The 20,179-nt window shown below is 62.1% G+C and carries 16 protein-coding genes; 6 read left to right on the forward strand and 10 right to left on the reverse strand.

The genetic code is table 11. The features are described 5' to 3' along the window. Window positions 1-3 precede the first annotated feature (3 nt). The 3 genes from M5B96_RS00215 (at window position 4) to M5B96_RS00225 (ending at window position 6,154) form a co-directional block, all read left to right on the forward strand. Window positions 4-3,156, forward strand: a complete 3,153-nt coding sequence (locus M5B96_RS00215; protein WP_248794516.1) for an efflux RND transporter permease subunit — start codon at window positions 4-6, stop codon at window positions 3,154-3,156. Further along, window positions 3,153-4,604 (forward strand): AdeC/AdeK/OprM family multidrug efflux complex outer membrane factor, encoded by a 1,452-nt coding sequence (adeC, locus tag M5B96_RS00220; RefSeq protein WP_248794517.1) that lies wholly within the window; start codon window positions 3,153-3,155, stop codon window positions 4,602-4,604. Before M5B96_RS00215 ends, adeC begins: the two co-directional genes overlap by 4 nt. A 287-nt stretch (window positions 4,605-4,891) precedes the next feature. Next, window positions 4,892-6,154, forward strand: coding sequence for an OprD family porin (locus tag M5B96_RS00225; RefSeq protein WP_248794518.1), 1,263 nt, complete (start codon window positions 4,892-4,894; stop codon window positions 6,152-6,154). A gap of 12 nt (window positions 6,155-6,166) precedes the next feature. Here M5B96_RS00225 and M5B96_RS00230 read toward each other — a convergent pair whose 3' ends face one another. The 7 genes from M5B96_RS00230 to pcaR all read right to left on the reverse strand — a co-directional run bounded on the left by M5B96_RS00230 (window position 6,167) and on the right by pcaR (window position 13,488). Beyond that, window positions 6,167-7,066 carry a polysaccharide deacetylase family protein gene (locus M5B96_RS00230; protein ID WP_248794519.1) on the reverse strand — a complete coding sequence of 300 codons (900 nt, stop codon included), beginning with the start codon at window positions 7,064-7,066 and terminating at the stop codon, window positions 6,167-6,169. Window positions 7,067-7,195: 129 nt separating this feature from the next. Beyond that, the gene (gene pcaD / locus M5B96_RS00235) at window positions 7,196-7,990 is read right to left on the reverse strand and encodes a 3-oxoadipate enol-lactonase (protein ID WP_248794520.1); all 795 of its coding nucleotides are present in this window, start codon (window positions 7,988-7,990) and stop codon (window positions 7,196-7,198) included. A gap of 83 nt (window positions 7,991-8,073) precedes the next feature. Then, window positions 8,074-9,369 (reverse strand): MFS family transporter, encoded by a 1,296-nt coding sequence (locus M5B96_RS00240; protein WP_248794521.1) that lies wholly within the window; start codon window positions 9,367-9,369, stop codon window positions 8,074-8,076. A gap of 128 nt (window positions 9,370-9,497) precedes the next feature. Then, window positions 9,498-10,703 carry a 3-oxoadipyl-CoA thiolase gene (gene pcaF / locus M5B96_RS00245; protein WP_248794522.1) on the reverse strand — a complete coding sequence of 402 codons (1,206 nt, stop codon included), beginning with the start codon at window positions 10,701-10,703 and terminating at the stop codon, window positions 9,498-9,500. Further along, a complete protein-coding gene (locus M5B96_RS00250; RefSeq protein ID WP_248794523.1) occupies window positions 10,700-11,482 on the reverse strand; it encodes a CoA-transferase subunit beta in 783 nt (260 codons plus the stop codon). Before M5B96_RS00250 ends, pcaF begins: the two co-directional genes overlap by 4 nt. After that, window positions 11,479-12,336 carry a CoA transferase subunit A gene (locus M5B96_RS00255; RefSeq protein WP_248794524.1) on the reverse strand — a complete coding sequence of 286 codons (858 nt, stop codon included), beginning with the start codon at window positions 12,334-12,336 and terminating at the stop codon, window positions 11,479-11,481. The genes M5B96_RS00250 and M5B96_RS00255 overlap by 4 nt, the downstream gene beginning before the upstream one ends. 309 nt (window positions 12,337-12,645) lie before the next feature. Beyond that, window positions 12,646-13,488 carry a pca regulon transcriptional regulator PcaR gene (gene pcaR / locus M5B96_RS00260; protein WP_248794525.1) on the reverse strand — a complete coding sequence of 281 codons (843 nt, stop codon included), beginning with the start codon at window positions 13,486-13,488 and terminating at the stop codon, window positions 12,646-12,648. A 621-nt stretch (window positions 13,489-14,109) separates the two neighbouring features. Between pcaR and M5B96_RS00265 the strand changes: the two genes are divergently transcribed. Together M5B96_RS00265 and M5B96_RS00270 are read left to right on the forward strand one after the other, a co-directional pair. Continuing rightward, window positions 14,110-14,310 (forward strand): hypothetical protein, encoded by a 201-nt coding sequence (locus M5B96_RS00265; RefSeq protein ID WP_040064907.1) that lies wholly within the window; start codon window positions 14,110-14,112, stop codon window positions 14,308-14,310. Window positions 14,311-14,525: 215 nt separating this feature from the next. Continuing rightward, window positions 14,526-16,001, forward strand: coding sequence for an inorganic phosphate transporter (locus M5B96_RS00270; protein ID WP_248794526.1), 1,476 nt, complete (start codon window positions 14,526-14,528; stop codon window positions 15,999-16,001). A 183-nt stretch (window positions 16,002-16,184) separates the two neighbouring features. Here the strand turns inward: M5B96_RS00270 and ccoM are convergent, their stop codons facing one another. From ccoM to M5B96_RS00280, 3 genes are all read right to left on the reverse strand, one after another. Further along, window positions 16,185-16,301 carry a cytochrome c oxidase subunit CcoM gene (gene ccoM / locus M5B96_RS32580; RefSeq protein ID WP_007906619.1) on the reverse strand — a complete coding sequence of 39 codons (117 nt, stop codon included), beginning with the start codon at window positions 16,299-16,301 and terminating at the stop codon, window positions 16,185-16,187. Between the two features lie 144 nt (window positions 16,302-16,445). Continuing rightward, window positions 16,446-16,607: a hypothetical protein gene (locus M5B96_RS00275; protein WP_248794527.1), complete on the reverse strand. Its 162-nt coding sequence runs from the start codon at window positions 16,605-16,607 to the stop codon at window positions 16,446-16,448. A 115-nt stretch (window positions 16,608-16,722) separates the two neighbouring features. After that, on the reverse strand, window positions 16,723-17,064 hold the full coding sequence (locus M5B96_RS00280; RefSeq protein WP_248794528.1) for an aspartate-semialdehyde dehydrogenase: 342 nt from the start codon (window positions 17,062-17,064) through the stop codon (window positions 16,723-16,725). A 246-nt stretch (window positions 17,065-17,310) separates the two neighbouring features. Between M5B96_RS00280 and rapA the strand changes: the two genes are divergently transcribed. Then, window positions 17,311-20,157, forward strand: coding sequence for an RNA polymerase-associated protein RapA (gene rapA / locus M5B96_RS00285; protein ID WP_248794529.1), 2,847 nt, complete (start codon window positions 17,311-17,313; stop codon window positions 20,155-20,157). Window positions 20,158-20,179: the final 22 nt, after the last annotated feature.

The following is a 20,179-nucleotide window of genomic DNA, read 5'->3' on the forward strand; positions in this document are numbered from 1 at the left end:
ACCATGTCGAAATTTTTTATCGACCGCCCGATTTTCGCCTGGGTTATCGCCCTGGTGATCATGTTGGTCGGGGCTCTATCGATCCTCAAGTTGCCGATCAACCAATACCCGGCCATTGCCCCGCCGGCCATCGCGATTGCCGTGACCTACCCGGGCGCTTCGGCGCAGACCGTGCAGGACACCGTGGTCCAGGTGATCGAGCAGCAGCTCAACGGTATCGACAACCTGCGTTATATCGAGTCGTCGAGTAACTCCGACGGCAGCATGACCATTACCGCGACCTTCAATCAGGGCACCAGCCCCGATACCGCCCAGGTCCAGGTCCAGAACAAACTGAACCTGGCCACCCCGCTGCTGCCGCAAGAAGTGCAGCAGCAGGGTATTCGCGTGACCAAGTCGGTGAAGAACTTCCTGATGGTGATTGGTGTTGTCTCGACAGACGGCAGCATGAACCGCGACGACCTGGCCAACTACATCGTTTCCAACATGCAGGACCCGATCTCGCGGACCACCGGTGTCGGTGACTTCCAGGTGTTCGGTGCCCAGTATGCGATGCGTATCTGGCTCGACCCGGCCAAGCTGAACAACTTCAAGCTGACCCCGGTGGACGTGAAAACCGCCATCGCCGCGCAGAACGTCCAGGTCGCCTCCGGGCAACTCGGTGGGCTGCCGGCCATGCCCGGCCAACAGTTGAATGCCACCATCATCGGCAAGACCCGCCTGCAGACCGCCGAACAGTTCAAGGCGATCCTGCTGAAGGTCAACCAGGACGGCTCGCAAGTGCGCCTGGGGGATGTCGCCGATGTCGCCCTCGGCGGCGAAAACTACAGTATCAACGCGCAGTACAACGGCAAGCCGGCCTCCGGCCTGGCAGTGAAACTCGCTGCCGGCGCCAACGCCCTGGACACCGCCAAGGCCTTGCGCCAGACCATCGCCACGCTGGAGCCGTTCTTCCCGCCGGGCATGCAAGTGGTCTACCCGTACGACACCACCCCGGTGGTGACCGAATCGATCAAGGGCGTGGTTGAAACCCTGGTCGAGGCAATCGTGCTGGTGTTCCTGGTGATGTTCCTGTTCCTGCAGAACTTCCGCGCCACCATCATCACCACCATGACCGTACCGGTGGTATTGCTCGGGACCTTCGGGATCCTCGCCGCCGCCGGTTTCAGCATCAACACCCTGACCATGTTCGGTATGGTACTGGCCATCGGCTTGCTGGTGGACGATGCCATCGTCGTGGTGGAAAACGTCGAACGGGTCATGAGCGAGGAAGGCCTGTCACCCAAGGAGGCCACCAAGAAATCCATGGGCCAGATCCAGGGCGCACTGGTGGGTATCGCCCTCGTGCTCTCGGCGGTATTGCTGCCCATGGCGTTCTTCGCCGGTTCCACCGGGGTGATCTACAAGCAGTTCTCGATCACCATCGTCTCGGCCATGGCCCTGTCGGTGATGGTTGCCCTGATCTTCACCCCGGCGCTGTGCGCGACCATGCTCAAGCCGATCGCCAAGGGTGACCACGGCACGGCCAAACGCGGCTTCTTCGGCTGGTTCAACCGCAACTTCGACCGTAGCGTGCGCGGCTACGAGCGCACCGTCGGCAGCATCCTGCGCCACAAGGCGCCGTACCTGCTGGTCTACGTGATCATCTTTGCCGGCATGATCTGGTTGTTCATGCGCATTCCGACCTCGTTCCTCCCGGAAGAAGACCAGGGCGTACTGTTCGCCCAGGTACAGACGCCATCGGGCTCCAGTGCCGAGCGGACCCAGGCGGTACTCAATGAAATGCGTGAGTATCTGCTGACCAAGGAATCCGACACCGTGGCCTCGGTGTTTACCGTGAACGGCTTCAACTTCGCCGGTAATGGCCAGAGCTCGGGCCTGGGCTTCATCATGCTCAAGCCATGGCATGAGCGCTCCAGCCAAAACACCGTGTTCAGCCTTGCCGCCCGTGCGCAGCAGCACTTCTTCTCGTTCCGCGATGCGATGGTGTTTGCCTTCGCCCCGCCGGCCGTATTGGAGTTGGGTAACGCCATCGGTTTCGACGTCTATCTGCAAGACAAGGCCGGTATCGGTCACGACAAGCTGATGGCCGCGCGTAACCAGTTCCTCGGCATGGCCGCGCAGAGCAAGGTGCTCGCCCAGGTGCGTCCAAACGGTCTGAACGACGAACCTCAGTACCAACTGAGCATCGACGACGAGCGCGCCAGTGCCCTGGGCCTGTCCCTCTCGGACATCAACAACAGCTTGTCGATTGCCCTGGGGGCCAGCTACGTCAACGACTTCATCGACCGTGGTCGGGTGAAGAAGGTGTTCGTGCAGGGCAAGCCGAGTTCGCGGATGAGCCCCGAAGACCTGCAGAAATGGTACGTGCGTAACAGCAGCGGAGTCATGGTGCCGTTCTCCGCGTTCGCCAAGGGCGAGTGGGTCTACGGTTCGCCGAAACTGTCGCGTTTCAACGGCGTCGCCGCCGTCGAGATCCTCGGTGCCCCGGCACCTGGCTACAGTACCGGCCAGGCCCTGGCGGAAGTCGAAGCGATTGCCGCGAAACTGCCGGCCGGCGTCGGGATTTCCTGGACCGGCCTGTCGTACGAGGAGAAGCTCTCCGGTTCCCAGGCGCCGGCGCTGTTCGCCCTGTCGCTGCTGATGGTGTTCCTGTGCCTTGCCGCGCTGTACGAGAGCTGGTCGATTCCAATCGCCGTGGTCCTGGTGGTACCGCTGGGGATCATCGGTGCGCTGTTGGCAACGACCTTCCGCGGGCTGTCCAATGACGTGTACTTCCAGGTGGGCTTGCTGACTACCATCGGCCTGGCGGCGAAAAACGCCATCCTGATCGTCGAGTTCGCCAAGGAACTGCATGAGCAGGGTCGAAGCCTGATCGATGCCGCCGTCGAGGCTTGCCGGATGCGTCTGCGTCCGATCATCATGACCTCCCTGGCGTTCATCCTCGGCGTGGTGCCGCTGGCGATTTCCACCGGTGCCGGTTCGGGTAGCCAGCACGCCATCGGTACAGGCGTGATTGGCGGTATGATCACCGCGACGATTCTGGCGATCTTCTGGGTCCCGCTGTTCTTCGTGTCGGTGTCGTCCATCGGCGGCGAGAAGAAGCACAAGCAGTCAGACACTACTGAAACTCCAAGCAACGAGGCTGGCCAATGAGCAAGTCCCTTCTCAGTGTAGCGGTCGCGGCCTTCGTGCTCAGCGGTTGCTCGTTGATCCCCGACTACCAGCGCCCTGCCGCGCCGGTAGCGGCACAGTACCCGCAAGGACCGGCCTACTCGCCGGCCCAGGCGGCGAATGTCGCGGCCGCCGAACAGGGCTGGCGCCAGTTCTTCAACGACCCGGCGCTGCAACAGCTGATCCAGGTGGCCCTGGAAAACAACCGCGACCTGCGGGTCGCGGCGCTGAACATCGACGCCTACCGCGCCCAGTACCAGATCCAGCGCGCGGACCTGTTCCCGGCGGTCAGCGCCACTGGCAGCGGCAGTCGGCAACGGGTGCCGGCCAACGTTTCGAGTACCGGCAAGGCAACGATCAATGGCCAGTACTCGGCGACCCTCGGCGTCAGTGCCTATGAGCTGGACCTGTTCGGCCGTGTCCGCAGCCTCAGCGAAAAAGCGTTGCAGACCTATTTCGCCAGCGAAGAAGCACGCCGCACCACCCAGATCAGTCTGGTGGCCAGTGTGGCCAACGCCTACCTGACCTGGCAGGCCGACAAGGAACTGCTCAAGCTGACCCAGGACACCCTGGCGGCCTACGAGGAAAGCTACAAGCTGACCGCCCGCAGCAATGAAGTCGGGGTGGCTTCCGCCCTGGACCTGAGCCAGTCGCGGACCTCGGTGGAAGGTGCGCGGGTCAAACTGGCGCAGTTCACCCGCCAGGTGGCCGAAGACCAGAACAGCCTGATATTGCTGCTCGGTAGTGGTTTGCCGGCCAACCTGCCGGCGGCCCAACCGCTGTCGGCCAAGCTGCTCAGCGAGATGCCGGCCGGCCTGCCATCCGAGCTGTTGCAACGGCGTCCGGATATTCTCGGCGCCGAGCACCAGTTGTTGGCGGCCAACGCCAATATCGGTGCCGCCCGTGCGGCGTTCTTCCCGAGCATCAGCCTGACCGCCAATGCCGGGACCTTGAGCCCGGACATGGGCGGCCTGTTCAAGGGCGGTTCGGGGACCTGGTCGTTCGCGCCGAGCATCAACATTCCGATCTTCAACGCCGGGAGCCTGAAAGCCAGCCTGGATTACTCGAAAATCCAGAAAGACATCAGCGTCGCCAACTACGAGAAAGCCATCCAGACCGGCTTCCAGGAAGTCTCCGATGGCCTGGCGGCACGCCAGACCTTCAACCAGCAGTTGCAGGCCCAACGCGACCTGGTCGCCGCCAACCAGGACTACTACCGCCTGGCCGAGCGGCGCTATCGCATCGGTGTCGACAGCAACCTGACCTTCCTCGATGCCCAGCGCTCGTTGTTCAGTGCCCAGCAATCGTTGATCAGCGATCGCCTGTCGCAGCTCACCAGCGAGGTCAACCTGTACAAGGCCCTCGGCGGTGGCTGGTACGAGCAAAGCGCTCAGGCTCGTCCGATCGACGAGACACCACCGAAGGGCTGAGACCTTTCACGCAAGATGAAAACCCGCCGCCGGCGGGTTTTTTATGCCCGAACTGTTTCGTTCGATAATCGCCCAGAACCCACAAACCTCAATTGAACTACCTGGTTAATTCCCCGCACCATCCCCCGCACAGCCCCATAGCCATAACAACAGGTTCGTCCGCCATGTCTCGATACCCCGCCCCCAGCGACTGATCACACCCCCCGTTCGCCGTTCGAAGCGCTTGTCTGCCACCACCGGTTGCGGCGGCGTCCTGCTGCACCCCTAACAATTAGAGAGACCGATCCATGAAGCCACTGAACACGAGCAAGCTTTTCTCCCATACCTTGCTGGCCATCGCCATGGCCAGCGCCAGCCTGTCGGCAATGGCCGAGGAGCATGGCTTCGTCGAGGATGCCCAGGCCAACCTGAACCTGCGTAACTTCTACATAAACCGCAACTTCACCAACCCGGCCTTCGCCCAAGGCAAGGCCGAGGAATGGACACAGAGTTTCATCCTCGATGCCCGATCCGGTTTCACCCAGGGCACCGTGGGATTCGGTGCCGATGTGCTCGGTACCTACTCGCAGAAGCTCGACGGCGGCAAAGGCACCGGCGGTACACAGTTATTGCCACTGGACGGCAACGGGCGCCCGGCCAGCGACTTCGGACGCCTGGACGTAGCCCTCAAGGCGCGGATTTCGAAGACGGAACTGAAGGTCGGCGAATGGATGCCGGTGTTGCCGATCCTGCGCTCGGACGACGGCCGCTCGCTGCCGCAGACCTTTCGTGGCGGCCAGATCACCTCGAAGGAAATCTCTGGCCTGACGCTTTACGGCGGCCAGTTCCAGGACAACAGCCCACGCAACGACTCGAGCATGACCGCCATGTTCATGAACGGTAAGCCGGGCATTACTTCCGACCGCTTCAACTTCCAGGGCGGCGAATACAGCTTCAATGACAATCGCACGATGATCGGAGTGTGGAATGCCCAGCTCAAGGACATCTACAGCCAGCAGTACCTCAATCTGCTGCATAGCCAGCCGCTGGGCGATTGGACCCTGGGCGCCAACCTGGGCTTTTTCTACGGCAAGGACGACGGTAGCGCCAAGGCCGGCGAACTGGAGAACAAGACCTGGTCCGGGCTGTTCTCGGCCAAGTACGGTGGCAACACCTTCTATGTCGGCTTGCAGAAACTCACCGGTAACAGCGCCTGGATGCGCGTCAACGGCACCAGCGGCGGCACCCTGGCCAACGACAGCTACAACAACAGCTACGACAACGCCCAGGAGAAGTCCTGGCAGTTGCGCCACGACTACAACTTCGCTGCCCTCGGAGTGCCGGGACTGACCCTGATGAACCGCTATATCAGCGGCGACAATGTGCACACCGGGACCATCAGCAACGGCAAGGAGTGGGGACGCGAGTCCGAACTGGCCTACACCATCCAGAGCGGCACATTCCGTGACCTGAGCCTGCGCTGGCGCAACTCCAGTCTGCGCAAGACGTTCAACAGCAACGAATTCGACGAAAACCGCCTGATCATCAGCTACCCGATTTCGTTGCTGTAGGCCTCCAACAGCCTAGTGAGAGTCACCGTCCCACCACCAGTTCCAGAATCCGGGCAGGTGCACCGGCACCGCGCTGTCATGTACCGTGCGCGCCATGATGGCTCGCAACAAGGCCGGGCGATCCGTGTAGAAGGGTTGCTCGGCGGTCCGCACGCCTGTGTCCCGGGCGCAGTCCATCAGGATCTGCAGGTATTCCTGCATATGCCTGGCGGTGTAGCGATTGAGGTCGTGGAAGGTCACCACCACCGGGATCACACCATCGACCACCGGCATTTCGCCACGGGCGATCTGCTCGCGGACTTCGGCCAGGTGCTTGAGCAGGTTGGCCCGCCGCTGCGGGCTGGCGGTGATGCCCCAGACCTTGCCGTCATTGGCACTCAGATCGGTCAGCAACACATGCAAGCCATGCCGCTGGTAGGCGGCGAAGGTGCGCTTGTCGTAGTTCCAGAACGGCGGACGCAGGATCGTCGGCGGCGCGCCGGTGATCGCCGCAATGTCCGCACTGCCATCGTTGAGCGACTGCTCCAGCTCTTGCGGGCTCAAGGAACGGTGATTGGTGTGCCAGTGGGTCGCGGTATGAAAGCCGAGGATATGCCCCTCGGCATGCTCGCGACGCATCAGCGCCCGGCCGATGTCGCTGTTGCCGGCCCTGGGTGCGCGGGTCTGGACGAAAAATATCGCCTTGATCCCCGGTTGAATCGGGTTGTGGGCCAGGTCGTCGAGCACCGATGCCGTCGGGTTCCAGAAACTCGAGGCGTTGGGACCGTCATCGAAACTCAGCAGAAAACGGATCGGCGGCTGCGAGCGCAGGGCTTGTTCGGTTTGTGGTGTCAGGGGCATCGGCGGACCGATGCAACCGGCAAGGCTCGTGGCAAGCACGAACCCCGACAGCAGTGTGGCAAACAACTTCATGAGATTGGTCAGGTCCGGATCAAAGCCATGGCAGAAGAGCCATGGCAATCATCAGAGCACAACAGCCGAGTGGCGTTCAGGCCGACGCGAAATTTTCATCTAAAAGAGAAGGGTTTCGCTCGAACGCTCTCACCTGCCGGCGGACAGAAAGTCCAGCACCCGCTGGCTGAACCCATCGCCGGCCTGCACATTGGACAAGTGCGCGGCATGGAACTCGGCGTATTCGGCGCCCTCGACGTGCTGCTGGATAAAGAGGCCGCCCGAAGGCGGTGTCACCGCATCCTCGCTGCCGGAAATCACCAGCAGCGGCAGCTGAATCCGCGCCAGCTGATCGCGGAAATCCGCATCGCGCACCGCACAGCAGTTGGCCGCATAACCCTCAGGCGAAGTGGCGGCGAGCATCTCGGTAATCGGCTTGACCCGATCCGCGTGCGCCGCGGCGAACTCCGCGGTGAACCAGCGTGAAACCGCCCCATCGCGCAAGGCCAGCATCGCCGCCTGGCCGCCCGTCGAGACGGCCTCGATCCGCGGATTCCAGCCGGCCGCATCGCCGATCTTCGCCGCCGTGTTGCAGACAATCAGCCGGTACAGGCGCTGGCCGGCATTGATGCCCAGCCACTGGCCGATCAGACCGCCCATGGACAGGCCACAGAAATGCGCCCGATCAATATCCAGCGCATCGAGCAACGCCAGGACGTCACGGCCCAATTGCTCGATGCTGTAAGGCCCCGGCGTCACCAGCGAACGGCCATGGCCGCGGGTGTCGTAACGCAAAACCCGAAAGTGCTCGGTAAACGCCGGCATCTGGGTATCCCACATCCCCAGATCGGTCCCCAGCGAGTTGGACAGCACCAGTACCGGAGCCCCTGGCGGACCCTCCAGTTGGTAATGCAGTTCACCTTCGGCAAGTCGTACGAAACCCACGTTCATCCCCTTCAAGTAATAAACCAATGTATTGCCCGCTGGTTGCAGCGGTCAGGCGCGCCCCTCAAGGACGCGCGAACCGATCAATGATCGTGGTGCAGGTAGGCCGCCTCTTTAGGCAGGCGCAGGCTGAACAGGAAGGCGATGGCCATCATCGCCGTCACATACCAGTAGAAGACGTTTTCCATCCCCACCGACTTCAGGTTCAGGGCCACGTATTCCGCCGAGCCGCCGAAGAGCGCATTCGCCACCGCGTAGGCCAGGCCCACGCCCAATGCGCGCACCTGGACCGGGAACATCTCGGCTTTGACCAGGCCACTGATGGAGGTATAGAAACTCACGATCGCCAGTGCCAGGGTGATCAGCACAAAGGCCAGGAACGGACTGGTCACGGTCTTCAGGGTCAGCAGGATCGGCACGGTGCACAGGGTCCCCAGGGCGCCGAACCAGAGCATGCTGTTACGCCGGCCGATCCGATCCGAGAGCAGGCCGAACAACGGCTGCATGCACATATAGAGGAAGAGTACGGCGGTCATGATGAAACTGGCGGTCTTGGCCGTCATGCCAGCGGTGTTCACCAGGTACTTCTGCATGTACGTGGTGAAGGTGTAGAAAATCAGCGAGCCGCCGGCGGTGTAGCCGAGCACCGTGATAAAGGCGGCCTTGTGATCGCGGAACAACGCCCGAATGCTACCGGCGTCCTTGTCCTGGCGGGTTTCCTTGCTGGTGGTTTCCTTCAGGGCGCGACGCAGCAGCAGCGAGATCAGCGCCGCGACGGCACCGATCACGAACGGAATCCGCCAGCCCCAGGCCTTGAGCTCCGGCTCGCTGAGGAACTGCTGCAGGATTACCAGTACCAGCACCGCCAGCAACTGGCCGCCGATCAGGGTCACGTACTGGAACGAAGCAAAGAAGCCGCGCTGGCCGCGCAGGGCCACCTCACTCATATAGGTCGCGGTGGTGCCGTATTCACCGCCCACCGACAGGCCCTGGAACAGTCGCGCCACCAGCAGCAGGAACGGCGCCCAGGCCCCGATGGCCGCATAGGTGGGCAAAAAGGCGATGACGAGCGAGCCGCCGCACATCATCAGCACCGAGATCATCATCGAGTTCTTGCGGCCATGTTTGTCCGCCACGCGGCCGAACAGCCAGCCACCGATGGGCCGCATCAGAAAGCCGGCGGCGAATACCCCGGCGGTGTTGAGCAACTGCGCCGTGGGGTCGCCGGAGGGGAAAAACGCCGGGGCGAAGTAGATCGCGCAGAAGGCATAGACGTAGAAGTCGAACCACTCGACCAGATTGCCGGAAGAAGCACCGACAATCGCAAAAATCCTCTTGTTACGTTCTTCGGGGGTGTACGGCATCGTTGTTGTTGTCATATTTCATCACTCGAAGGAGGTAAGTTGCAGTTTAGACATACTTTGCAACAGACCTGCTTTGCAAGAACAATCGCCCGAATGACAGTACGTGGCCATCATTCGGGCGCCTGTTTTATTGCCCGTGGATCTCAGATCCGCTCGATCGCCAGCGCCAGCCCCTGCCCGACGCCGACACACATGGTCGCCAGGCCCTTGCTGCCGCCGGTCTTTTCCAACTGGTGGAGCGCTGTCAGTACCAGGCGTGCGCCGCTCATACCCAGAGGATGGCCGAGGGCTATGGCACCACCGTTCGGGTTGACCTGCGGCGCATCGTCGGCGATGCCCAGTTCACGCAGTACCGCTAGGCCCTGGCTGGCAAAGGCTTCGTTCAGTTCAATGACGTCGAAGTCGCTGACCGCCAGTCCCAGGCGCTCGATCAACTTGCGCACCGCCGGTACCGGGCCGATCCCCATGACCCGCGGCGCGACTCCGGCACTGGCCATGCCGAGCACCCGGGCCCGGGCGGTCAGGCCATGCTTCTTCACGGCCTCGGCGGAGGCCAGGATCAGTGCGGCGGCGCCATCGTTGACACCAGAGGCATTCCCTGCGGTCACGGTCTTGTCCGGGCCGTTGACGGGCTTGAGCCTGGCGAGGGTCTCCAGCGTCGTGTCGGCCCGTGGATGTTCATCGTGCTCGACCAGGGTTTCGCCTTTTTTCTGGGCGATACGTACCGGCACGATTTCTTCACTGAAGAAACCCGCGACCTGGGCGGCAGCCGCGCGCTGCTGGCTGCGCAGGGCAAAAGCATCCTGGTCGGCGCGGGACACCTGATAGTCGTCCGCGACGTTGTCGGCGGTCTGCGGCATCGCATCGACACCGTACTGGGCCTTCATCAGCGGGTTGATAAAACGCCAGCCGATGGTGGTGTCTTCCAGTTTCATGTTGCGCGAGAACGCCGCGTCCGCCTTGCCCATCACAAAGGGCGCACGGGACATGGACTCGACGCCGCCGGCAATCGCCAGCTCCATCTCGCCGCTGGCAATGGCGCGGAACGCCGTACCGATCGCGTCCATGCCCGAGGCGCAGAGGCGATTGAGGGTCACGCCGGGCACCGTCTCCGGCAACCCCGCCAGCAACAGCGCCATGCGCGCGACGTTGCGGTTGTCCTCGCCGGCCTGGTTGGCGCAGCCGAGAAACACTTCGTCGACCGCGTCCCAGTTCACCGACGGATTACGCTCCATCAGCGCCTTGATCGGCACAGCCGCCAGATCGTCGGCACGCACACCGGACAGGCCACCACCGAAGCGACCGATGGGGGTACGAATGGCATCGCAGATAAAGACGTCGCGCATCATGCTTCTCCGGGGGTTTGACCGTGGGCCGCGGCGGTACGGGCTTCGAGGTCGCGCAAGGCGCTCAGCTCGAGCTCGGTCGGCGCCGCCGTGCTGTCGACCTGTTCGGCGAAGCGCACGGGCCAGCCGGTGGCGGCGATCACTTGCTCACGGGTCACCCCCGGGTGCAGCGCCGTGACAATGAACTCGTGGCTGCCGGCTTCCGGCTCCATGACGCACAGGTCAGTGATGATCCCCACGGGACCGGCACCCGGCAAGCCCAAGCGTTTGCGCGAGTCGCCGCCTTCGCCGTGACCGACCGAAGTGATGAAGTCCAGCTTGTCGACAAAGGAGCGCGCCGACTGTTTGAGGATGATCAGCACGCTTTTCGCCGAACCGGCGATTTCCGGGGCACCACCGGCACCGGGCAGGCGAACCTTGGGCGAGAAGTAATCGCCGACCACGGTGGTGTTGATATTGCCGAAACGGTCGACCTGGGCCGCGCCGAGAAAACCGACATCGATGCGCCCGCCTTGCAGCCAGTAGCGGAAGATCTCGCCGGTCGGCACCACGGTGTCGGCGGTTTCCGCCAACTCGCCGTCGCCGATGGACAGCGGCAGTACACTGGGCTTCGCGCCAATCGGGCCCGATTCGTAGATCAGTACCACGTCCGGCGAAGAAGTCAGCCGTGCCAGGTTGGCGGCCTTGGAGGGCAGGCCGATGCCGACAAAGCAGACCGAACCGTTCTTCAACCGACGGGCAGCGGCCACCGTCATCATTTCATTGGTGGTGTAGGTCATCACTTAACCTCCGAAGCGTGGGCCAGTTTGCGCTGGAACTCGGCAAAGTTCGCGGTGCCATGGATGTACTCATCGATCCAGGCGGTAAAGGTCGCGCGGTCGCGGGCAATCGGGTCCCAGGCCTGGTAGAAGCGGTTATCGCGCTCGTTATAGCCATGGGCGTAGGACGGATGGGCACCACCAGGGACATGACAAACCGCGCTCAGGGCCCAGGTCGGCAGGACGCAGGCGTTCATCGGCGCCTGCAGGTCATCGACGATTTCCTCGACTGTGACAATGCAGCGTTTCGCCGCCAAGGCCGCTTCCTTCTGCACGCCGAGAATGCCCCAGAGCAGCACATTGCCCTTGCGGTCGGCTTTCTGCGCATGGATCACGGTGACGTCCGGGCGTACCGAAGGCACGGCGGCCAGCACTTCGCCGGTGAACGGACAGGTGACCGTCTTGATCAGCGGGTTGACCTTCGGCAGGTCGGAACCGGCGTAGGCCCGCAGGACTGCGAACGGCAAGCCAGAGGCACCGGCCACATAGGCGTTGGCCAGGTCGGCATGGCTGTGCTCTTCGATTTCCAGCGGCTGTGGCCAGTGTTTCTCGACGGCATCGCGCAGACGGTGCAACGAACCTACGCCAGGGTTTCCCCCCCAGGAAAAAATCAGCTTGCGGGCACAACCGGCGCCGATGAGCTGGTCATAGACCAAGTCGGGGGTCATGCGCACCAGCGTCAGGTCTTTCCTACCCTGACGAATGATTTCATGACCCGCCGCCGTCGGAATCAGATGGGTAAAGCCTTCGAGCGCGACGGTATCACCGTCGTTGACGAACTGCTTCACCGCGTCATGCAGCGAAAGGATTTCAGCCATGGGTGCAGACTCCCGGTTTCAACAGACCTGAGGGACAGCGCGAGATTCAGCGCCGTGATGAGCTCAGGGTAAGCCGGGGGTCGGCCGCCAAACAATCCGATAATCGATTAACCGTTCGATAATCGAACAAATTGTTTGTAGGCTATCGTTTTCCCTCCAAGTCATTCGGCGCCTGGCAAACCGCATCGCGAGCAAGCTTGCGCCTACAGGTTTCGCGTCGATTACAGGTTATGCGCGCGACACGGAAATATACGAGCAAGCCTGCTCGCGATGAACGATAACGCGGTCTCCTGCCAGCAGAACCACAACTCAGGAAAACAGCTGCGCGCTCAGCTCGCGACTGGCCTTGAGCATGCTCGGCAGGAAACGCTGCTCCAGTTCGCTGCAACTGACACGCCCGGCATGGGCACTGACGTTCAGCGCCGCCAGCACTTGCCCGGAGGCGTCGTAGACCGGCACCGCAATCGAGCGCAAGCCCTGCTCCAGTTCCTGGTCGACAATGCACCAACCCTGCCGGCGAACCTGTTGCAGGCATTCGAGCAAGGCTTCCGGGGTATGCAGCGTCCGGCTGGTCTTGGCGTGCAAGTCGGCGTGTTCGAGGTACTCGTGCAAGGACGCATCGTCCAGCGCCGCCAAGAGGATTCGGCCCATGGACGTGCAATAGGCCGGCAACCGGCCGCCCACCGAGAGATCGACCGAGATCAGCCGCCGGGTGGTGGCGGAACGGGCGATATAGAGGATGTCGTCGCCCTCCAGGGTCGCCATGTTGCAGGCTTCGTGCAGTTGCTCGCTCATACGGTCGAGATAGGGTTGCGCCGACACCGCCAGGGGCGTGGACGACAGGTACGCGTGGCCCAGCGTCAGGACCTTGGGCAGCAGCGAATAAGTGCGGCCGTCGGTGGTGGCATAGCCAAGCTTGATCAAGGTATGCAGGCAACGGCGCACCGCCGCACGGGGAATTTCCGTGCGGTGACTGATCTGCGCAATGGTCAGGTGCCGCTTGCGCTCCTGGAACGCCTGCACCACCGCCAGGCCACGGGCCAGCGACGTCATGAAGTCCGGGTCGCCGGTCAACGCCTGGATACGCTTGGCCGGCGAGGCCACGATGGGCGGCGCCACGGAGGCGAAGGCATCACGCAATTGGTCGTTCATTACAAATTCCTTGTCTGCCGTGGAGCCCCATTACAAGCCGAGCCCGGGCGAATAGACAAGCCGGGGCCGCTCGACTTTGGGCGATTATCGAACCAATGACCGATAATCGCAATTGACCCTGATCGTCGCAGCTTATACCTTGGGCGCGCCGCTGCGGATTTCCCGGGATACTGGTCAGGTACCCACCGGGAGCTCCGCCGGTTCGGCCTCACCCACGAAGTGAGGCCGTTTTTTTTACCCCCCCTGGGATCATGGCAAAGCGCGGCGATCAATAAGTTGAACCGCCGTTGTTCAGCGCATCCGGATTCTATTTCCAAGTATCGGGCTTATTGCAATGCAACTTGAATTGATAACTGTCGCCAAAAAATAGGCGGTGGTTAGCCCGCCCTCAAAGTACAGTTAAAAACTCCTACATCACAAAACTCACCGACAAAGTTGACGAACTCCCTTATCTTCGCGATAGTATCAGTCAAACCAACCGCTATAACTCCCTGTACGACCTCAAGGCCGTCTGGCCCGACAGGGGTTCCGACTGTCAGCGCTCAATCCCGGGATTGAACGTCTCGCCAGGGCGGTTGTGTTTAATGGAACACAATCACTCAACTCAAATTAGGTAGTACTGTGACGAAAGACGAACTGCGCGCGGAACTTGAGCGCCAGGAACAACGTTACAAGGATGTTTACGGCGGGGCTGTCACCACCTACGCCGCACAACCCGATCCGGAACGCAAACCCTGGCGCAAACGAGCCAGTCTTCTGGACCAGGCGTTTACCCAGGAACTGCAAAAGATGGAAAAGGAACTCAAGGCCGAAGAGCCTTAGGCTTATCGCTATTGAACCTTGCCGGGCCCTGCCCTTCGTCGCCTGGTCTTTCCTATCCGGACAACACCAGGCCCGCTGGACGCCAAGACTTACGCCATCCGCGTGTCAACCGTCGGCGCTGACCAGCCGCTCGGGTCAAATGGCGTCAGGCAGGCCCTCACCTGAAAGTTTTCTGGCATAATCGCGCCCCCTTATGACCGGGTCAGAAAACCTTCATGATCGATTTATTCAGCGGACTGGATGCCTGGGTGCTTGTGAGCCTGGTGCTCGCCCTGGCCTTTGTCCTCAGCTTCGAGTTCATCAACGGCTTTCATGACACCGCTAACGCGGTGGCCACTGTGATCTACACCAAAGCCATGCCGCCGCATCTGGCGGTGTTCTTTTCCGGTGTATTCAACTTCCTCGGCGTGCTGCTGGGCGGGGTCGGCGTCGCCTACGCCATCGTCCACCTGCTGCCGGTCGAGCTGCTGATCAACGTCAACACCGGACACGGCCTGGCCATGGTGTTTTCATTGCTTGCGGCGGCCATTGCCTGGAACCTGGGCACCTGGTACTTCGGTATCCCGGCCTCCAGCTCCCATACCCTGATCGGCTCGATCCTCGGTGTCGGCCTGGCCAATGCCCTGCTCAATGGGATTCCCGTGAGCGAAGGGGTGAACTGGCAGAAAGCCGTGGACATCGGCGCCTCGCTGATCTTTTCGCCGATTGCCGGCTTGCTGGTGGCAGGCCTGATACTGGTCGGCCTGAAATGGTGGCGACCGCTGTCGAAGATGCACAAGACACCGGAACAACGGCGCAAGATCGACGACAAGAAACACCCGCCGTTCTGGAACCGCCTGGTGCTGGTGCTGTCCGCCATGGCCGTGAGCTTCGTGCACGGTTCCAACGATGGCCAGAAAGGTATCGGCCTGATCATGCTGGTGCTGATCGGTATCGTTCCGGCGCAGTTCGTCCTCGACCTGAGCACCACAACTTATCAGATCGAACGCACCCGCGACGCGACCCTGCACCTGAGCCAGTTCTATCAGCGTAACAACGCAACCCTGAGCGAGTTCCTCGCCCTGGGTAAAAACGTCACCGACGATATGCCCGGCAAATTCCGTTGCAACCCGCAGCGGACCGAAGCCAACATCAACGCGCTGATGAGCAACCTCACGGGCGTGACCGACTATCATTCGCTGTCCGCGGAAAAACGCATTGAAGTGCGTCGCGACCTGCTCTGCCTGGATGACACCGCCAAGCAAGTCGGCAAGTTGCCGGGCCTGGACTCCCGTGAAAAGGCCGACCTGGAAAAACTGCGCAAGGACCTGACCGCCACCACCGAATACGCGCCGTTCTGGGTGATCATGGCGGTAGCACTGGCCCTGGGCCTGGGCACCATGATCGGTTGGAAGCGCGTGGTCCTGACCATCGGCGAGAAAATCGGCAAACAGGGCATGACCTATGCCCAGGGCATGTCGGCGCAAATCACCACCGCCGGCTTGATCGCCCTGGCGAATATCGTCGCCCTGCCCGTCTCGACCACCCACGTGCTGTCATCGGGTGTGGCCGGGACCATGATTGCCAGCAAGAGCGGCCTGCAAGGCAGCACCATCAAGACCATCCTGCTGGCCTGGCTGCTGACCCTGCCAATGACCATCGGCCTGTCCGCCGGTCTGTTCTGGTTGGCGACGAAAGTGCTCGGCAGCTGATCCCGGGCGGATAACAAAAAAAGGTGCGTTCCTGTCCAGGACCGCACCTTTTTTTATTTCCAGGTATGACTGGGCTCGAACGCCAGTACCCGCCTCGACAGTGCCCACGCCCATAAAACAAAGGCAAAAAAAAGGGCGACCGAAGTCGCCCAAAATGCCTTGCGTGCTCGTTCCCTGGAAGCTCTACGGTTTTTTCCGTTTATGTGAGTCTTTCCAGATAAAAAATCCAAAACCGGCGAAGAACAGCACCATGAGACCTACTGTCAGTACTCCGGCGATCACCACGTTATCGAAAAACATGACTGGCCTCCTGCACTTGCCTTGTTGCGATGGAGCTAAGTTAGCCCAGCAGGCACAGTGAAAAATTGACCAGGGTCAATGCCGCCCAAGGCAGGGCGCGGGAGAAGGGGAATAACTGATCCATATCAAGAATCAGTGGGGGTATCAGCGTTTTTTCGGCTTGTTCTTCGGTTTTTTCTTGCCCTTGCCCAGCGGCAGGGCCTGCTCGAAGGCCTGGCGAACTTCATTCAGGCGCTTTTCATTGAGATCGTGGACCCGCTTGGCCCTTTCGCTATTAAGGTCGATCAACTTGTCATCTTGGTTCATGGTCAGATTACATCGCTATCCGTCGAGTTCCATCGAAGGGCCACTGTCGGCCGTCTTCGACAGGTGCCATGGACTCATAATGCAGCCAAGCGGGCACGCAGGCAAACGGACGCCGTCAGACCTCGACGTCCACCAGCAGTCCCTGGCGCGGTTGATCCTCCATCAGCGCCACCACGGGTACGGTGTTGTCGGCATTCAACTCATCCCCCGGGACGGCCAGATGCAGCTCGGGGTCATCGTCGGCTTCGCGACGGCGTTGCTGCTGCTCCTGCTGTCGCCGCTGCTCTTCGCGCAGGAGCCAGCCGGCCTCGTCCGGGTCACGTTTTTGCAGGTCAATGGTGCTCTCGTTGGAGCTTTGTTGCACCGGCACCACGGGGGGAATGTCCGGTCGCGGTCGAATCGGATCCGTCTGGGACGTAATCGGTACGACACTCAGGGGCAGTATCGGTGGCAGCATGATGGCATTCTCCTGTCGTCAGGCTGTCGGCGGCGCGCTCGGCGACTTGAGCCCAGGATGGTCAAACTGTGACCGGATTAACAGACAAAGGTGCCGCGACGCCGATGAGCTAACCTTTCTTGCAGGTCTCACACCTGTAAAAAAGCGGGATGCTCGCTAAAAGCGCGGTATTTGTGAGCTTCTTTTAGCCTGAAAGCGTCGATTCCGTTAACATAGTCGGCTTTTTCAAGGCGGGAGTCAGGCAGCATGGCGCAGCAGTATCAACCGGGGCAACGCTGGATCAGTGACAGCGAAGCGGAGTTGGGTTTAGGCACCGTTCTGGCACAGGACGGCCGCTTGTTGACCGTGCTCTACCCGGCGACTGGCGACACCCGCCAGTATGCGCTACGGAATGCGCCCCTGACCCGCGTGCGCTTCTCGCCGGGTGACACCATCACCCACTTCGAAGGCTGGAAGATGACTGTGCGTGAAGTCGACGACGTCGACGGACTGCTGGTCTACCACGGTCTCAACACGCAGAACGAAGCCGTCACGCTGCCGGAAACCCAGCTGTCGAACTTCATCCAGTTCCGCCTGGCCAGCGACCGCCTGTTCGCCGGGCAGATCGACCCATTGGCCTGGTTCTCGCTGCGCTACCACACCCTCGAACACACCAGCCGCCAGTTGCAATCCTCGCTCTGGGGCCTGGGCGGCGTGCGTGCGCAACCGATCGCCCACCAGTTGCACATCGCCCGTGAAGTCGCCGACCGCATCGCGCCACGGGTCTTGCTGGCCGACGAAGTGGGCCTGGGCAAGACCATCGAAGCCGGCCTGGTGATCCATCGCCAACTGCTCTCGGGTCGCGCCAACCGTGTGCTGATCCTGGTGCCGGAGAACCTGCAGCACCAGTGGCTGGTGGAAATGCGCCGGCGCTTCAACCTGCAGGTCGCGCTGTTCGACGCCGAGCGCTTTATCGAAAGCGATGCCAGCAACCCGTTCGAAGACACCCAGCTGGCCCTGGTCGCCCTGGAGTGGCTGGTGGAAGACGAGAAGGCCCAGGACGCGCTGTTCGCCGCCGGCTGGGACCTGCTGGTGGTCGACGAAGCCCACCACCTGGTCTGGCACGAAGACCAGGTCAGCCCGCAATACGCCCTGGTCGAGCAACTGGCCGAAACCATTCCCGGCGTCCTGTTGCTGACCGCGACCCCGGAGCAACTGGGCCAGGACAGCCACTTCGCCCGCCTGCGCCTGCTCGACCCGAACCGTTTCCACGACCTCAAGGCCTTCCGCGCCGAGAGCGAGAACTATCGCCCGGTGGCCGAAGCCGTCCAGGAACTGCTGGACAAAGGCCGCCTGTCGCCTGCCGCGCACCAAACCATCCTGGGGTTCCTTGGTGACGAAGGCGAAGCCCTGCTGAGCGCCGTCAACGCCGGCGACAGCGATGCCAGCGCCCGCCTGGTACGCGAACTGCTCGACCGCCACGGCACCGGTCGCGTGCTGTTCCGCAACACCCGCGCCGCGGTGCAGGGCTTCCCGGAGCGCAAGCTGCACGCCTACCCGCTGCCGTGCCCGGACGAATACCTCGAATTGCCCTTGGCCGATCACGCCGAGCTGTACCCGGAAGTCAGCTTCCAGGCCCAGCCGGACACCGATGACGAAGCCCGCTGGTGGCGCTTCGACCCGCGCGTCGAGTGGCTGATCGACCAGTTGAAAATGCTCAAGCGCACCAAGGTCCTGGTGATCTGCGCCCATGCCGAAACCGCCATGGACCTGGAAGATGCCCTGCGCGTGCGCTCCGGCATTCCGGCCACGGTGTTCCACGAAGGCATGAACATCCTCGAGCGTGACCGCGCCGCCGCCTACTTCGCCGACGAAGAGTTCGGCGCCCAGGTGCTGATCTGCTCGGAAATCGGCAGTGAAGGTCGCAACTTCCAGTTCTCCCACCACCTGGTTCTGTTCGACCTGCCGTCCCACCCGGACCTGCTGGAGCAGCGCATCGGCCGTCTCGACCGGATCGGCCAGAAACACGTGATCGAACTGCACGTGCCATACCTGGAAACCAGCCCGCAAGAGCGCCTGTTCCAGTGGTACCACGAGGCGCTGAACGCCTTCCTCAACACCTGCCCGACCGGCAACGCCCTGCAGCACCAGTTCGGCCCGCGCCTGCTGCCGCTGCTGGAAAATGCCGACGATGGCCAGTGGCAAGCGCTGATCGACGAAGCCCGTGGCGAGCGCGAACGCCTGGAAGCCGAGTTGCACACCGGTCGCGATCGCCTGCTGGAACTCAACTCCGGCGGTGCCGGCGAGGGTGATGCGCTGGTCGAGGCGATCCATGAGCAGGACGACCAGTTCGCCCTGCCCATCTATATGGAAACCCTGTTCGACGCCTTCGGTATCGACAGCGAGGACCATTCGGAAAACGCCCTGATCCTCAAGCCGAGCGAGAAGATGCTCGACGCCAGCTTCCCGCTGGGCGACGACGAAGGCGTGACCATCACCTACGACCGCAACCAGGCGCTGTCACGCGAAGACATGCAGTTCATCACCTGGGAACATCCGATGGTGCAGGGCGGCATGGACCTGGTGTTATCCGGCTCGATGGGCAACACCGCCGTGGCGCTGATCAAGAACAAGGCGCTCAAGCCCGGCACCGTCTTGCTGGAGCTGCTCTATGTCAGCGAAGTGGTCGCGCCGCGCTCGCTGCAACTGGGCCGCTACCTGCCTCCAGCGGCGCTGCGCTGCCTGCTGGATGCCAACGGCAACGACCTGTCGACCCGGGTGGCCTTCGAAACCCTGAACGACCAGTTGGAAAGCGTGCCACGGGCCAGCGCCAATAAGTTCATCCAGGCCCAGCGCGACAGCCTGACGCCGAAGATCAACGCTGGCGAAGCCAAGATCGCACCGCGTCACGCCGAGCGCGTGGCCGAGGCCCAACGGCGCCTGGCGGCGGATACCGATGAAGAGCTGGCACGCCTGACCGCGTTGCAGGCGGTCAACCCAAGCGTGCGTGACAGCGAGCTGGCGGCCTTGCGTCAACAGCGTGAACAGGGCCTGGCCATGCTGGAAAAGGCCGCGCTGCGCCTGGAAGCGATTCGGGTGTTGGTGGCGGGTTGATCTAACCCGTCGCTGTGGGAGT

The sequence above is a fragment of the Pseudomonas sp. MWU13-2105 genome (assembly GCF_023242315.1).
Taxonomy (GTDB): domain Bacteria; phylum Pseudomonadota; class Gammaproteobacteria; order Pseudomonadales; family Pseudomonadaceae; genus Aquipseudomonas.

Excerpts from the sequence above, each read along its gene's own strand:
- M5B96_RS00215 (WP_248794516.1), top strand. The coding sequence starts at position 4 with ATGTCGAAATTTTTTATCGACCGCCCGATTTTCGCCTGGGTTATCGCC.
- adeC (WP_248794517.1), top strand. The coding sequence starts at position 3,153 with ATGAGCAAGTCCCTTCTCAGTGTAGCGGTCGCGGCCTTCGTGCTCAGC.
- M5B96_RS00225 (WP_248794518.1), top strand. The coding sequence starts at position 4,892 with ATGAAGCCACTGAACACGAGCAAGCTTTTCTCCCATACCTTGCTGGCC.
- M5B96_RS00230 (WP_248794519.1), bottom strand. The coding sequence starts at position 7,066 with ATGAAGTTGTTTGCCACACTGCTGTCGGGGTTCGTGCTTGCCACGAGC.
- M5B96_RS00240 (WP_248794521.1), bottom strand. The coding sequence starts at position 9,369 with ATGACAACAACAACGATGCCGTACACCCCCGAAGAACGTAACAAGAGG.
- pcaF (WP_248794522.1), bottom strand. The coding sequence starts at position 10,703 with ATGATGCGCGACGTCTTTATCTGCGATGCCATTCGTACCCCCATCGGT.
- M5B96_RS00255 (WP_248794524.1), bottom strand. The coding sequence starts at position 12,336 with ATGGCTGAAATCCTTTCGCTGCATGACGCGGTGAAGCAGTTCGTCAAC.
- pcaR (WP_248794525.1), bottom strand. The coding sequence starts at position 13,488 with ATGAACGACCAATTGCGTGATGCCTTCGCCTCCGTGGCGCCGCCCATC.
- M5B96_RS00270 (WP_248794526.1), top strand. The coding sequence starts at position 14,526 with ATGATCGATTTATTCAGCGGACTGGATGCCTGGGTGCTTGTGAGCCTG.
- ccoM (WP_007906619.1), bottom strand. The coding sequence starts at position 16,301 with ATGTTTTTCGATAACGTGGTGATCGCCGGAGTACTGACAGTAGGTCTC.
- M5B96_RS00275 (WP_248794527.1), bottom strand. The coding sequence starts at position 16,607 with ATGAACCAAGATGACAAGTTGATCGACCTTAATAGCGAAAGGGCCAAG.
- M5B96_RS00280 (WP_248794528.1), bottom strand. The coding sequence starts at position 17,064 with ATGCTGCCACCGATACTGCCCCTGAGTGTCGTACCGATTACGTCCCAG.
- rapA (WP_248794529.1), top strand. The coding sequence starts at position 17,311 with ATGGCGCAGCAGTATCAACCGGGGCAACGCTGGATCAGTGACAGCGAA.